This is a genomic window from Streptomyces venezuelae, from assembly GCF_008642335.1.
GTDB classification, from domain to species: Bacteria; Actinomycetota; Actinomycetes; order Streptomycetales; family Streptomycetaceae; genus Streptomyces; species Streptomyces venezuelae_F.
Map to the genome: position 1 here is coordinate 3,126,603 of NZ_CP029191.1, position 13,505 is coordinate 3,140,107.

Consider the following 13,505-nt stretch of genomic DNA (forward strand, 5'->3'; position numbering starts at 1 on the left):
ACTGAAGGCGACCTCACGGCCGTACCTTCAGATACCCAACAGCGTGCCCGGCCCGTTCCTGTCCGGAGATCGTGCTTTCCACACTCTTGCGAGCAGTACTTGCAGCCTCCGGCCCAGATTCAGGCCGAGTAGTCAACGTTCCACCCATGAGCAACCAGCATCAGACATTCGCTGATGTACTGGCCTCTGAACCAAGCAAGCTTGGCTTAGAAGTGCTCCTTAGAAAGGAGGTGATCCAGCCGCACCTTCCGGTACGGCTACCTTGTTACGACTTCGTCCCAATCGCCAGTCCCACCTTCGACAGCTCCCTCCCACAAGGGGTTGGGCCACCGGCTTCGGGTGTTACCGACTTTCGTGACGTGACGGGCGGTGTGTACAAGGCCCGGGAACGTATTCACCGCAGCAATGCTGATCTGCGATTACTAGCAACTCCAACTTCATGGGGTCGAGTTGCAGACCCCAATCCGAACTGAGACCGACTTTTTGAGATTCGCTCCACCTCACGGTATCGCAGCTCATTGTATCGGCCATTGTAGCACGTGTGCAGCCCAAGACATAAGGGGCATGATGACTTGACGTCGTCCCCACCTTCCTCCGAGTTGACCCCGGCGGTCTCCTGTGAGTCCCCATCACCCCGAAGGGCATGCTGGCAACACAGAACAAGGGTTGCGCTCGTTGCGGGACTTAACCCAACATCTCACGACACGAGCTGACGACAGCCATGCACCACCTGTACACCGACCACAAGGGGGGCACTATCTCTAATGCTTTCCGGTGTATGTCAAGCCTTGGTAAGGTTCTTCGCGTTGCGTCGAATTAAGCCACATGCTCCGCTGCTTGTGCGGGCCCCCGTCAATTCCTTTGAGTTTTAGCCTTGCGGCCGTACTCCCCAGGCGGGGAACTTAATGCGTTAGCTGCGGCACCGACGACGTGGAATGTCGCCAACACCTAGTTCCCACCGTTTACGGCGTGGACTACCAGGGTATCTAATCCTGTTCGCTCCCCACGCTTTCGCTCCTCAGCGTCAGTAATGGCCCAGAGATCCGCCTTCGCCACCGGTGTTCCTCCTGATATCTGCGCATTTCACCGCTACACCAGGAATTCCGATCTCCCCTACCACACTCTAGCTAGCCCGTATCGACTGCAGACTCGGGGTTAAGCCCCGAGCTTTCACAATCGACGTGACAAGCCGCCTACGAGCTCTTTACGCCCAATAATTCCGGACAACGCTTGCGCCCTACGTATTACCGCGGCTGCTGGCACGTAGTTAGCCGGCGCTTCTTCTGCAGGTACCGTCACTTTCGCTTCTTCCCTGCTGAAAGAGGTTTACAACCCGAAGGCCGTCATCCCTCACGCGGCGTCGCTGCATCAGGCTTTCGCCCATTGTGCAATATTCCCCACTGCTGCCTCCCGTAGGAGTCTGGGCCGTGTCTCAGTCCCAGTGTGGCCGGTCGCCCTCTCAGGCCGGCTACCCGTCGTCGCCTTGGTGAGCTTCTACCTCACCAACAAGCTGATAGGCCGCGGGCTCATCCTTCACCGCCGGAGCTTTCAACCCTCTCCCATGCGAGAGAAGGTGTTATCCGGTATTAGACCCCGTTTCCAGGGCTTGTCCCAGAGTGAAGGGCAGATTGCCCACGTGTTACTCACCCGTTCGCCACTAATCCCCACCGAAGTGGTTCATCGTTCGACTTGCATGTGTTAAGCACGCCGCCAGCGTTCGTCCTGAGCCAGGATCAAACTCTCCGTGAATGTGTACCGGTAATCCGGTGCTCACACACGAGAGCGGAACGGTCGGGAGGAATAATCCCGTCCGTTCACAGCGTCCTCGCTGTGTTTTTCAAAGGAACCTCCAACTCACCGAAGTGAGCCGGGGTTATCAACATATCTGGCGTTGACTTTTGGCACGCTGTTGAGTTCTCAAGGAACGGACGCTTCCTTTGTACTCACCCTTGCGGGCTTTCCTCCGGGCGCTTCCCTTCGGTGTTTCTTTTGTTCTTGCGTTTCCGACTCTATCAGACTCTTTCGTGTCCGACTTCCTCGGCGCCTTTCCGGTTCCCACTCCGGCCTTTCGGCTTTCGCGTTTCCCTTTCCGGCGGCTCCGACTTTATCAGAAGTTTTCGGCCGGTCTTACCGGCTTCGGATTCCGAATCATCGGGGTGGCTTCTCGCATTGATGAGATTCGAGAAGCAGGAAGACATTAACTGTTGCTGCCGAACTTGTCCAGTTCTAGGCAACTGTTCGAATCTACCTCCCCGGTCCTTCCGTGTCAACGGGTTTTCCGGGGCGATGAGGAGACTAGCAGGTCAGATGGGCCGTATGCACATCACGCTGCGAGAGGGACGGATGCGCTGCGTTCGGAGCTGTCCAGATCGCCCGTCTCGCCTGCTCGGGCGGCTCTTCCGCCCAGTACGTAGACGTACACGAGGAAGGCCAGTTCGGCGCCGATGCCGATGGCGATGCGGGCCCAGGTCGGGAGGCCCGATGGGGTGACGAAGCCTTCGATGGCGCCCGAGACGAAGAGGACCAGGGCCAGGCCGATGGCCATGCCCAGGGCCGCACGGCCTTCTTCCGCGAGGGCCGTGCGGCGCGTGCGGGGGCCCGGGTCGATGACGGTCCAGCCGAGACGTAGGCCCGTGCCGGCCGCTACGAAGACTGCTGTCAGCTCAAGGAGTCCGTGGGGCAGGACCAGGCCCAGGAAGGTGTCCAGGCGGCCGGCCGAGGACATCAGGCCGATGCCCACCCCGAGGTTGAGCATGTTCTGGAAGAGGATCCATAGGACGGGGAAGCAGAGGAAGGCTCCCAGGACTAGGCACATTGCGGCTGCCTGAGCGTTGTTCGTCCACACCTGGGCCGCGAACGAAGCCGCGGGGTGACTGGAGTAGTACGTCTCGTACTCGCCGCCCGGGCGGGTCATCTGCCGGAGTTCGCTGGGGGCGGCGATCGTGGACTGCACTTCGGGGTGGGTGGCGATCCACCAGCCGATGATCGCCGCCAGGACCGTTGACAGGAGGGCCGTGGGGATCCACCAGCGGCGGGAGCGGTAGACCGCGGCGGGGAAGCCGTGGGTCAGGAAGCGGGTCACGTCACGCCAGGAGGCGCGTCGCGTACCGGTGATGGCGCTACGCGCGCGTGCCACCAGATGTGTCAGCCGTCCGGTGAGCTGAGGGTCCGGGGCGCTGGACTGGATCAGGGAGAGGTGGGTGGCGGTGCGTTGATAGAGGGCTACCAGTTCGTCGGCCTCGGCTCCGGAGAGGCTGCGCCGGCGGCGCAGCAGGGCGTCCAGTCGGTCCCACTCGGCTCGGTGGGCGGACACGAAGACGTCGAGGTCCATCGGAAGACTGCTCCTCGTACTGCGGCGCGTGATTGTTCAGCTTGGCAGACTGGCCAGTCCTACGGCAGGGCAGGGAAGGGTGGCCGAGCGTGAGTGAGCTTGTGACGGGTGAGGCGGTGGCGCTGGAGCTGCGGCCCGCGAAGCTGCCGAGCCGGGCGCTGGCCGTGCTGATCGACCTGGCCGTGGCCTTCGTGGCGTATCTGGTGGTGACCTTCGGGATCATCGCCTCTACTTCTTCGTTGGACGATGCCGCTGCTGCCGCGGTGGCGGTCGCCAGTTTCGTACTCGTTCTGGTCGGTGGCCCCATAGCGGTGGAGACGCTCAGCCATGGGCGGTCGCTCGGGAAGCTGGCGTGCGGGCTGCGGGTGGTGCGGGACGACGGCGGGCCCATCCGGTTCCGGCACGCGTTGGTGCGGGGGGCCGTCGGGGTCATCGAGATTCTGATGACGTTCGGGGTCGTCGCGTGCATCGCGTCGCTGGTGTCGGCGCGGGGGCGCCGGCTCGGGGATGTGTTCGCGGGGACGCTGGTCGTACGTGAGCGGGTGCCTGCGGGGCGGGCCGCGTTCGTTCCTCCGCCGCCGCCCTGGCTGGTCGGGCGGTTCGCCGAGCTGGATCTGTCCGGCGTGCCGGAGGGGTTGTGGCTGGCCATTCGCCAGTACCTGACGCGGATGGGTCAGCTCGACCCGCAGGTGGGCGGGGCGATGGCCGAGCGGCTCGCGGGAGATCTGGTGGAGCGGACGGGGGCGCCGGCGCCGTATGGGGTACCGGCTGCCGCGTATCTCGCCGCGGTGGTCCATGAGCGGCAGGCTCGGGATGCGCGGCGGGCGTTTGGTGAGGTGGAGGGGCCGATCGCGGAGGCGGGGGGTGGGCTCGACTCTCGCTCCGGGTACGGGGGCGGGTACGGGTATGGGGGCGGGGGTGGCTCTGAGACTGCGGCCTATCCGGGGGGTTTTGCGCCTCCGGGTGCTCCGGGTGCGCCCGGGAGTTCTGCGACCCCCCGTGTTCGTGCACCCGGCTCTGGCGCTGGCGCTGGCGCTGGCGGGGCGAGTTCGGAGGAGGCTCCCCCGGCCACGGGGTTCGTGCCGCCTGCGTGAGGCGGCGTGTCAGGCGAAGGTCGACGGTGGGGTCTCGAGGTGTTCGAGCTCGATTCCCGGAGCCGCCAGGACTACGTCGCCGGCGATGTGGACGGCGTGCTGCTCGCCCGTGTCCAGGGCTGTGACCTGGTATTCGTCGACGGTCAGGGGGCCGTTGTCAGTGGGGTGTGCTTCGCTCTTCTTCAGGGCCCAGGACTGGTCGAGGGTGCGGGGGGCGAGGACCGGGTCCGTGAAGGCGACCAGGCGGAGTCTGGTCGTGGGGGAAGCGGGGGTCAGGTTCAGGAGCCGGGCCGTCGCGACGAGGAAAGCGGGGGATGTGCCGGTGAATGCGTGGGCGGGGGCGTTGTCTTCGGTGGCGTGCGCGCCTGTGGGGTCGGTGCGGACCCAGGTGACGCCGTTGAGGGCGCCGGCGCGGACCTGCCAGTCGCCTGCGTGGAGTTCCAGGCGAATGGGGCGACCGCGGGCGTCGAGTGCTAGGTCGACGGAGCCGGTGGGAGTGCCTTCGGGGGTGATGCGTTGGGAGACGTAGCGCCAGCCGGAGGGGCCGGGTGCGCAGTGGAAGTGTTCTTCACCGAGGGGGGTGTGATCGTGCGGATCGTGAAGCGAATAGCGGCCGCGGGGCATGGGCTTGGGTCCTGGTCCTCGGTCGGGTTTCCGCGCTGAGTCGACGGCTGGGCGGGTGAGCTTCGGGTTCGGGCCGGGTCCGGGTCGGGTCCGGGCCGGGTCTGGGCCGGGTCCAGGTCGAGTTCGGACCGGGTCGAGTTCGGACCGGGTCGGCTGGGGCACGTGCCGTCCACGCGTCTCGCAGTAGGCCCGTCGGCGAGCCTAGGGCACGGGGCTGACGGGCACGTGTGGGGTGCTGCGGGTGGGCGCTCGGTGTGGGTGAGGCCTCGGTGCAGGGCTGCCGCCGACGTATGCCGGGGGCGCCGGTGACGGTCGTGAGACAGTCCCCCGCAGTCCACGTAGCCTCGCCGTCCACGTAGCCTCGCCATCCACGTGGCTGCGACACCCGGGGCCTGCCAGACGCAGTCCCCTGCCGAGGCCGGTCGGGCGTGTGCCCGTGCGGGAGCTTGTGCCGCGTCGGCGGGACGCGCATCTGGCGGATGGGTTGCGCGGCTGGGTCGCGAGTGGCCGGCCGGGTGGCGACGGGGCAGGCCCCCGCCGGGAGGGCGAGGGCCTGCTGGGGTGGAGCTGTGCCGCGCTGAGTCGGGGCGGGCTGACGGACCCGTGCGGACCCGTAAGGCCGTCCGTGTCAGTAGCGGTAGTGGTCCGGCTTGAAGGGGCCTTCGACCTCGACGCCGATGTAGGCGGCCTGCTCCGGGCTGAGCGTGGTCAGCTTCACGCCCAGCGCGTCCAGGTGCAGACGGGCGACCTTCTCGTCCAGGTGCTTGGGCAGCACATAGACATCGGTGGGGTACTGCTCCTGCTTGGTGAACAGCTCGATCTGGGCCAGCGTCTGGTCCGCGAACGAGTTGGACATCACGAACGAGGGGTGGCCGGTCGCGTTGCCCAGGTTCAGCAGACGCCCCTCCGACAGCACGATCAGCACCTTGCCCTCGGGGAAGGTCCAGGTGTGCACCTGCGGCTTGACCTCGTCCTTGACGATGCCCTCGATCGCCGCCAGCCCCGCCATGTCGATCTCGTTGTCGAAGTGACCGATGTTGCCCACGATCGCCTGGTGCTTCATCCGGGCCATGTGCGAGGCCATGATGATGTCCTTGTTGCCCGTCGTGGTGACGAAGATGTCGGCCGTCTCCACGACCTCGTCCAGGGTGGTGACCTGGTAGCCGTCCATCGCCGCCTGCAGCGCGCAGATCGGGTCGATCTCCGTGACGATCACCCGCGCGCCCTGGCCGCGCAGCGACTCCGCACACCCCTTGCCCACATCGCCATACCCGCACACCACCGCGGTCTTGCCGCCGATCAGGACGTCGGTGGCGCGGTTGATGCCGTCGATCAGGGAGTGCCGGCAGCCGTACTTGTTGTCGAACTTCGACTTGGTCACCGCGTCGTTCACATTGATCGCGGGGAACAGCAGCTGGCCCTCGCGCTGCATCTCGTACAGGCGGTGCACGCCCGTGGTGGTCTCCTCGGTCACGCCGCGGATCTCCGAGGCCAGCTGGGTCCACTTCTGCGAACCCTCACTGATGGTGCGGTTCAGCAGCTGCAGGATGACGCGGTGCTCGTCGTTCTCCGCGCTCTCCACGGCGGGGACCTTGCCGGCCTTCTCGTACTCGACGCCCTTGTGCACCAGCAAGGTGGCGTCGCCGCCGTCGTCCAGGATCATGTTCGGGCCGCCGGTGGGCGTGTTCGGCCAGGTCAGCGCCTGCTCCGTGCACCACCAGTACTCCTCCAGACTCTCGCCCTTCCAGGCGAAGACCGGCACGCCCCGCGGGTCCTCGGGGGTGCCGTTGGGGCCGACCGCGATGGCCGCGGCCGCGTGGTCCTGGGTGGAGAAGATGTTGCAGGAGACCCAGCGGACCTCGGCGCCGAGCGCGACCAGCGTCTCGATGAGCACCGCGGTCTGCACGGTCATGTGCAGGGAGCCCATGATGCGGGCCCCGGCCAGCGGCTGGGAGGCGGCGAACTCCTTGCGGATCGCCATCAGACCGGGCATCTCGTGCTCGGCCAGGGTGATCTCCTTGCGGCCGAACGCGGCCAGCGAGAGATCGGCGACCTTGAAGTCCTTGCCGTTGATGAGAGTCATGAGTGAGCTGCTCCTCGTGGATGGGTCGAGGGTGGACATGGCTGACCTGCGGCGTTGGGTTGGTGGAGTGGACACAGAGGTGGCCACACCGGTGCACCGACGCGCGCAGCGCAGTCCGTCGGAGGCCCTCTCTCCCTCGGACAGTCCGTGCGCGGACTGCCCGACCGCCATCAGCAGCGACGTCTGGCTCGTCTCCAAGCTACACCGATTGGCCCAGCAAGCCCCAGCCCGCCTTCGGGGACGCGATGAGGGCGCGATGTCCGGCGAGATGGCCACGAGTAGGCCGACAGAAGGCCGTCAGAAGGCCGTCAGACCCGGACGATATGGGACCTTTGCGCTTTTGATCCTGCGCCTATGTGTTGCAGGATGCCTTGAGATCGGGAACATTTGCGCGATCTTGTTCTGAGCAAGGACCTTCGGAGCAAGCGAAGGTCCTCGGAGCAATGGCTTAAGGAGATCCACGTGACCAGTCCGGCCGATCCCCCCATAGGCGGTGGCAGCGGCGAGGGCAAGAAGCTCAAGCTGCTCGCCGTGACCGCCTGTCCGACCGGCATCGCTCACACGTACATGGCGGCCGAGAAGCTCTCGCAGGCCGCGGAGCGCCTCGGCATCGACATGAAGGTGGAGACGCAGGGCTCCATCGGGGCCGAGAACGTCCTGACTGACAACGATGTCAGACAAGCCGACGGCATCATCATCGCTGCCGACAAGGACGTGGACCGCAGCCGGTTCACCGGTAAGCGTGTGCTGTCCGTCGGCGTCTCCGAGGGCATCAGCCGCCCCGAGCAGCTCATCGAGCAGGTGCGGAGCGCGCCCGTGCACGGTGGGGGTGCGGGCGGTGACTCCACTGCGGCGGCCGCGACGGGCGCAGGCGGCGGTCGGGAGCGGAGCGTCGCGTACAAGGCGCTGATGAACGGCGTCTCGTACATGATCCCGTTCGTCGTGGTCGGCGGGCTGCTGATCGCGATCTCGCTGTCGCTCGGCGGGCACACCGACCCCAAGGGCGGGCTCGTCATTCCGGACGACTCGTTCTGGATGCACGTCAACCAGATCGGCACCATCGGGTTCACGCTGATGGTGCCGATCCTGTCGGGATACATCGCGTACGCCATCGGTGACCGGCCCGCGCTGGTGCCGGGCATGATCGGCGGCTGGATCGCGAACACCGGAGAGCTGTACGACTCGAAGGCGGGCGCGGGTTTCATCGGCGCGATCGTCACCGGTTTCCTGGCCGGCTATCTGGTGCTGTGGATCAAGAAGGTCAAGGTCCCGAAGTTCGTTCAGCCGATCATGCCCATCATCGTGATTCCCATCATCGCGACGACCGCGCTCGGGCTGTTCTTCATCTACGTCATCGGCAAGCCCATCTCGTGGGTCTTCGAGCATCTGACCAGCTGGCTCAGCGGGATGACGGGGACGAGTGCGATCCTGCTCGGCGCGATCCTCGGGCTGATGATCGCCTTCGACATGGGCGGTCCCGTCAACAAGACGGCCTTCCTGTTCGGCGCGGGGCTCATCGCGACCGGCAACCAGACCGTCATGGGCATGTGCGCCGCGGCCATCCCGGTCATGCCCCTCGGGCAGGGCCTCGCGACGCTGCTCCGCAAGCGGCTCTACAGCGAGCAGGAACGGGAGACCGGGCTCGCCTCCTTGTTCATGGGCTTCTTCGGGATCTCCGAGGGGGCCATCCCGTTCGCCGCCGCGCGGCCCGCGCAGGTCATCCCCGCCAACATGCTCGGTGGCGCCGTCGCCGGTGCGATCGCCGGTATGGCGAGCGTGAAGGACGCGGTGCCGCACGGCGGGCCGATCGTGGCGGTGCTTGGCGCGGTCGGCGGGGTGCCGATGTTCTTCGTGGCCCTGGCCGTCGGTTCGGTCGTCACGGCGCTCACCACGGTGACGCTGGTCGATCTGAGCGAGCGCAAGCGGCGTGGGGCTCCCGTCGTCGACGCGCCGGGCGGGCACGGCGGCCTCGGCGGGCCCGAGCCGGTGCTCGCGGGGGTCGGTGCCACCGCGAGTGGCGCGGCCGTCGCCGCCGGGGACTCGCAGCGTCGGCCCGTGCAGGAGCAGCCCGCCGCGCCGGAGGGGAAGGAGCAGGCCGGTGACGTCCTCTCCGGGTATCTCACCCGGCGGACCGTCAAGGTCCAGCTGACCGCCGCCGACAAGGAAGCGGCCATCCGGGAGATGGCGGCGCTGCTCACCTCGACCGGCAAGGTCAACGATGTCGAGGAGCTCGTCCAAACCGCGCTGCGGCGCGAGGCGCAGGGCACCACGGGGCTCGGCGAGGAGATCGCCATCCCGCACGCCAAGACGGACGCCGTGGACTCGCCGCTCGTCGGGTTCGCGCGGTCGTCGGAAGGCATCGAGTGGGGCTCGCTCGACGGTACGAAGGCGAAGCTGATCTTCATGATCTCCGTGCCGGAGGCGGCCGCGGGCGATGAGCACCTGCGGATCCTCGCGCTGCTCTCGCGGAAGTTGATGGACACCGGCTTCCGTGAGCGCCTTGAGGCGGCGCCGGACGACGCCGCCATCCTCGACGTGCTGCGTGAGGTCCAGTAGGGGTTCCGAGTACGTGAAGGGGGCCCCGCACCTTTTCGGTGCGGGGCCCCGTCAACGTATGAGCAGCGCTCGGGCTCAGTGGCCGCCCGGCGACTTCGCCGGGTTCTCCCCCGCGGCTGCCGCCGACTCGCTGTAGATGTCCGGCTCGAGGTAGATCACGCGGGCGATCGGGACGGCGGCGCGGATGCGCTCCTCCGCTGCGTTGATCGCCGAGGCGACCTCGGCGGCCGTGTCGTCGTGCTGGACGGCGATCTTGGCGGCGACGAGCAGTTCCTCGGGGCCGAGGTGGAGCGTGCGCATGTGGATGACCTTGGTGACGGTGTCGCCGTCGACCACGGCCTTCTCGATCTCGGCGACCTCCTCCGTGCCCGCGGCCTCGCCGAGCAGCAGGGACTTGGTCTCCGCGGCCAGGATGATCGCGATCAGGATGAGCAGGACACCGATGCAGAGCGTGCCGATGCCGTCCCAGACACCGTCGCCGGTGGCCAGGGCGAGGCCGACGCCGCCGAGGGCGAGGATCAGGCCGACGAGCGCGCCGAGGTCCTCCAGGAGGACGACGGGCAGCTCGGGAGCCTTGGCGCGGCGCACGAACTGCGCCCAGCTGAGGGCGCCGCGCGTCTGGTTGGACTCCTTGATGGCCGTACGGAAGGAGAAGCCCTCCGCGATGATCGCGAAGACCAGGACACCGACGGGCCAGTACCAGTGCTCCAGCTCGTGCGGGTCCTTGATCTTCTCGTAGCCCTCGTAGATCGCGAACATGCCGCCGACCGAGAAGAGGACGATGGAGACGAGGAAGGCGTAGATGTAGCGCTCGCGGCCGTAGCCGAACGGGTGCTGCGGGGTCGCCTCGCGCTGCGCCTTCTTGCCGCCGAGGAGCAGCAGGCCCTGGTTGCCGGAGTCGGCGAGCGAGTGGACGCTCTCGGCGAGCATCGACGACGAGCCGCTGAAGATGAACGCGACGAACTTCGCCACCGCGATCGCGAGGTTCGCGGCGAGTGCCGCGACAATCGCCTTTGTTCCGCCTGACGCGCTCATGAGTGCGGGGTGTCCCTTCGCCTTCGTACGTATCGACCCTGTGGGGGCGGGGCTTTGCCCGCCCTTTGCGGTGGGTCATTGTTGCAGCACGGGAGGGCGGTGGTGCGTCAGGCCACCACAGTGGCCCGGAAAACCGTGCCGTCGCCGGACACTTCGGCCTTTTCGCCCGCGGGGACGAATGCGGACTGACCGGGCGTCAGGGTCAGTTCGCCGGCCCGGACCGTGCCCGCCGTGCAGAGCAGGATCTGCGGGGTGGCGGCGGTGAGGTCGTGCGGGGCGGTGCCTTCGGGCAGGACGAAGCGGGAGAGGCGGAACTCGTCGATGGGGGTCTCGTAGACCTCTTCGCCGTCGGGGGACGCCTCGGGGCGCAGCACGCCGGGGTCGGTCGCCTCGAAGCGGACGATGCGCAGGAGTTCGGGGACGTCGACGTGCTTGGGGGTGAGGCCGCAGCGCAGGACGTTGTCGCTGTTGGCCATGATCTCGACGCCGAGGCCGTCGAGGTAGGCGTGCGGGACGCCGGCGCCGAGGAACAGGGCCTCACCGGGCTGCAGCCGGACGTGGTTGAGGAGCATCGCCGCGATGACGCCGGGGTCGCCGGGGTAGTGGTGGGCGATGCCCGCGTACGGCTCGTAGGCGCCGCCGATGCGTTGGGCGGCGGCCGTGACCTCGGTGACCGTCTCGGCCATCTCTTCGGGGTCGGCGGTCAGCACGGCCGTCAGGACCTCGCGCAGGGCGGCCTCTTCGGGCTGGGCGCGCAGCAGGTCGACGTACGGCTTGAGGGAGTCGACCTCCAGGGCCTCCAGGAGGTCGGCGGTCTCGGCGGGCGGGCGGAAGCCGCAGAGGCCGTCGAACGGCGTGAGGGCGCAGATCAGTTCGGGCTTGTGGTTCGCGTCCTTGTAGTTTCGGTTCGGGGCGTCGACGGGGACACCGCGGTTCTCCTCGTCCGCGTACCCCTCCTTGGCCTGCGCGAGGTCGGGGTGGACCTGGAGGGAGAGCGGGGCGCCGGCGGCGAGGAGCTTGAGGAGGAAGGGCAGGCGCGGGCCGAACTTGGCGGCCGCCGCCGTGCCGAGCTCGCGCTCCGGGTCCGCGTCGATGACCTCGTTCAGCGCGCCGCGCTCGGTGCGCGAGGGCGCGCCGGGGTGGGCGCCCATCCACATCTCGGCCTGCGGTTCACCGCTCGGTTCGGCGCCGATGAGCTCGGCGATGGCGGTGGTGGAGCCCCAGGCGTAGGGGCGGATGGTGTTGGTGAGGCGGTCCACGGAGGGGCTCTCCCTTGCTTACTGCTGCGTACGCGAGTGCTGAAGTGCGGCGGTGACCGGCGCTGGGGTCATGATTCGTGCCCCGGGGCGAGCGCCAGGTAAACGGCGGCGAAATCCGTGACGGCGATCAGCTCCGCGAGGGCTTCCAGTTCGTCGTCGGCCTCCGGTTCGAGCTCGCTGAGGGCGACGTCGTGGCCGTGTGCCAGTTCGCGGGCGGCGGGGGCCGCGGTGAGGCCACCCGCGTCGGTCGGGCGGTCGCGGAGCAGCACCACGCGCGGGCGGAGTGCCGCCGGGTCGTCGACGCGGTCGCGGAAGAAGTCGTCGGTGTCGTCGCCGCCTGTCGGGGTGCCCGCGAGGACGGCGCCGTGCGCGGGGAGCGCCTCGGGCAGTTCGGCGGCGAGCGCGGCGTGCCCGGCGAGTTCGGCGAGGGTGGCGGCGAAGCGGCGGCCCGCCGCTCCCGCGGACTGGCCCTCCGTCCAGATCAGCGGGAGCGCCTCGGTGAGTTCGGCGGCGAGCGTCTTGGCGGGGTTGCTGTACGTCGCGATGGCGGGCCCGCAGCGTTCGGCGACGTGGTCGAGGCGGTCGGCGACCTTCTGCAGGGCGTCGACGGGGGCGGCGACCAGGCCGGTGCGGTCCAGGAGGACGAGGAGCGGGACGAGGAGGGCCCACAGGGTGCCGGGGGCGCCGGGCGCGGCCTCGTCCTCGACACGCCGCGCCTCGTACGACGCGGAGCCCCGGGTCGCCGCGTCGTTGGCGCCTTCGTACGCGCCGTAGGGCGAGGTCGCCAGGGGCACGGTGAGGCCGTGGCTGCCCTCCACGCTCTCGGCGAGCGGGGTGCGGGCGGGGGCGACGGCGACGACGGTGCAGCCGCGGCGGTAGGCCTGCTCGGCGAGGAGCGAGAGGCCGGGTTCGGTGCCGTCGGGGGTGGCGATGAGCAGCAGGTCGACGGGGCCGATCCAGCCGGGCAGCGCCCAGCGCAGGGCGCCGGCGGCGGGTGCGACGCCGGTCGGGGCCAGCCGGATGACGGGGCAGGCCGAGCCGACGAGGCCGTCGAGGAGGTCGGCGACGCAGGCGGCGGCGGTGCCCGGGCCCGCGATGAGGACGGCGCGGGGGCGGCCGTCGGGCTTGAGCTCCGTCAGCCCCGCCTCCGCGGCGTGCCGGACGGCGGTGCGGACGCGGGCGCCTGCCTCCGCCGCGCCGCGGAGCAGTCCGCGGCGGTCGGCGCGGGCGAGCGCCTCGGGGTCGTCGAGCTGCGACTCGTCGAGCATGGGGTCAGGTCTCCGATCGCGGGGCGCGGCTTCCTGCGGGTGCCGGTCGGTGACCGGCGGGTGGCGCGGGCGCCGGCGCTATGCGGGGCGGCGTGCCTCGTCGACGAGGAGTACGGGGATGCCGTCGCGGACCGGGTAGGCGAGGCCGCACTCCTTGGCGTCCGCCGTGCAGACCAGCTCGGTCTCCGTCTCCTTGAGGGGCGCGTGGCAGGCCGGGCAGGCGAGGATCTCCAGGAGGCCGGCTTCGAGCGGCAT

Annotated in this window: 9 protein-coding genes and 1 rRNA gene; 2 read left to right on the forward strand and 8 right to left on the reverse strand. The window is 68.5% G+C overall.

Annotation, left to right across the window (positions count from 1 at the left end):
• Window positions 1-223 precede the first annotated feature (223 nt).
• Window positions 224-1,749: ribosomal RNA gene (locus tag DEJ49_RS13905) — 16S ribosomal RNA — on the reverse strand.
• Between the two features lie 574 nt (window positions 1,750-2,323).
• Window positions 2,324-3,331, reverse strand: coding sequence for a stage II sporulation protein M (locus tag DEJ49_RS13915; protein ID WP_150184416.1), 1,008 nt, complete (start codon window positions 3,329-3,331; stop codon window positions 2,324-2,326).
• Between the two features lie 89 nt (window positions 3,332-3,420).
• Here DEJ49_RS13915 and DEJ49_RS13920 point away from each other — a divergent pair, with 89 nt between their 5' ends.
• Window positions 3,421-4,425, forward strand: a complete 1,005-nt coding sequence (locus DEJ49_RS13920; protein WP_190329347.1) for an RDD family protein — start codon at window positions 3,421-3,423, stop codon at window positions 4,423-4,425.
• Between the two features lie 9 nt (window positions 4,426-4,434).
• On the opposite strand, the gene DEJ49_RS13925 is transcribed toward DEJ49_RS13920, so the two are convergent.
• Window positions 4,435-5,049 (reverse strand): hypothetical protein, encoded by a 615-nt coding sequence (locus tag DEJ49_RS13925; protein ID WP_150184417.1) that lies wholly within the window; start codon window positions 5,047-5,049, stop codon window positions 4,435-4,437.
• A 628-nt stretch (window positions 5,050-5,677) separates the two neighbouring features.
• Window positions 5,678-7,132 (reverse strand): adenosylhomocysteinase, encoded by a 1,455-nt coding sequence (gene ahcY / locus DEJ49_RS13930; RefSeq protein WP_150184418.1) that lies wholly within the window; start codon window positions 7,130-7,132, stop codon window positions 5,678-5,680.
• Between the two features lie 462 nt (window positions 7,133-7,594).
• Between ahcY and DEJ49_RS13935 the strand changes: the two genes are divergently transcribed.
• Entirely contained in the window at window positions 7,595-9,688 is a 2,094-nt protein-coding gene (locus tag DEJ49_RS13935) for a fructose-specific PTS transporter subunit EIIC (RefSeq protein ID WP_150184419.1), read from the forward strand.
• 75 nt (window positions 9,689-9,763) lie between these two features.
• On the opposite strand, the gene DEJ49_RS13940 is transcribed toward DEJ49_RS13935, so the two are convergent.
• From DEJ49_RS13940 to DEJ49_RS13955, 4 genes are all read right to left on the reverse strand, one after another.
• A complete protein-coding gene (locus DEJ49_RS13940) occupies window positions 9,764-10,723 on the reverse strand; it encodes a cation diffusion facilitator family transporter (RefSeq protein WP_150184420.1) in 960 nt (319 codons plus the stop codon).
• Window positions 10,724-10,830: 107 nt separating this feature from the next.
• A complete protein-coding gene (gene manA / locus DEJ49_RS13945; RefSeq protein WP_150184421.1) occupies window positions 10,831-11,982 on the reverse strand; it encodes a mannose-6-phosphate isomerase, class I in 1,152 nt (383 codons plus the stop codon).
• A 68-nt stretch (window positions 11,983-12,050) separates the two neighbouring features.
• Window positions 12,051-13,250 carry an SIS domain-containing protein gene (locus DEJ49_RS13950; RefSeq protein WP_150184422.1) on the reverse strand — a complete coding sequence of 400 codons (1,200 nt, stop codon included), beginning with the start codon at window positions 13,248-13,250 and terminating at the stop codon, window positions 12,051-12,053.
• A gap of 78 nt (window positions 13,251-13,328) precedes the next feature.
• Window positions 13,329-13,505, reverse strand: coding sequence for a Trm112 family protein (locus DEJ49_RS13955; protein WP_079036845.1), 177 nt, complete (start codon window positions 13,503-13,505; stop codon window positions 13,329-13,331).

Excerpts from the sequence above, each read along its gene's own strand:
- DEJ49_RS13940 (WP_150184420.1), bottom strand. The coding sequence starts at position 10,723 with ATGAGCGCGTCAGGCGGAACAAAGGCGATTGTCGCGGCACTCGCCGCG.
- DEJ49_RS13915 (WP_150184416.1), bottom strand. The coding sequence starts at position 3,331 with ATGGACCTCGACGTCTTCGTGTCCGCCCACCGAGCCGAGTGGGACCGA.
- DEJ49_RS13950 (WP_150184422.1), bottom strand. The coding sequence starts at position 13,250 with ATGCTCGACGAGTCGCAGCTCGACGACCCCGAGGCGCTCGCCCGCGCC.
- DEJ49_RS13955 (WP_079036845.1), bottom strand. The coding sequence starts at position 13,505 with ATGCCGCTCGAAGCCGGCCTCCTGGAGATCCTCGCCTGCCCGGCCTGC.
- ahcY (WP_150184418.1), bottom strand. The coding sequence starts at position 7,132 with ATGACTCTCATCAACGGCAAGGACTTCAAGGTCGCCGATCTCTCGCTG.
- DEJ49_RS13925 (WP_150184417.1), bottom strand. The coding sequence starts at position 5,049 with ATGCCCCGCGGCCGCTATTCGCTTCACGATCCGCACGATCACACCCCC.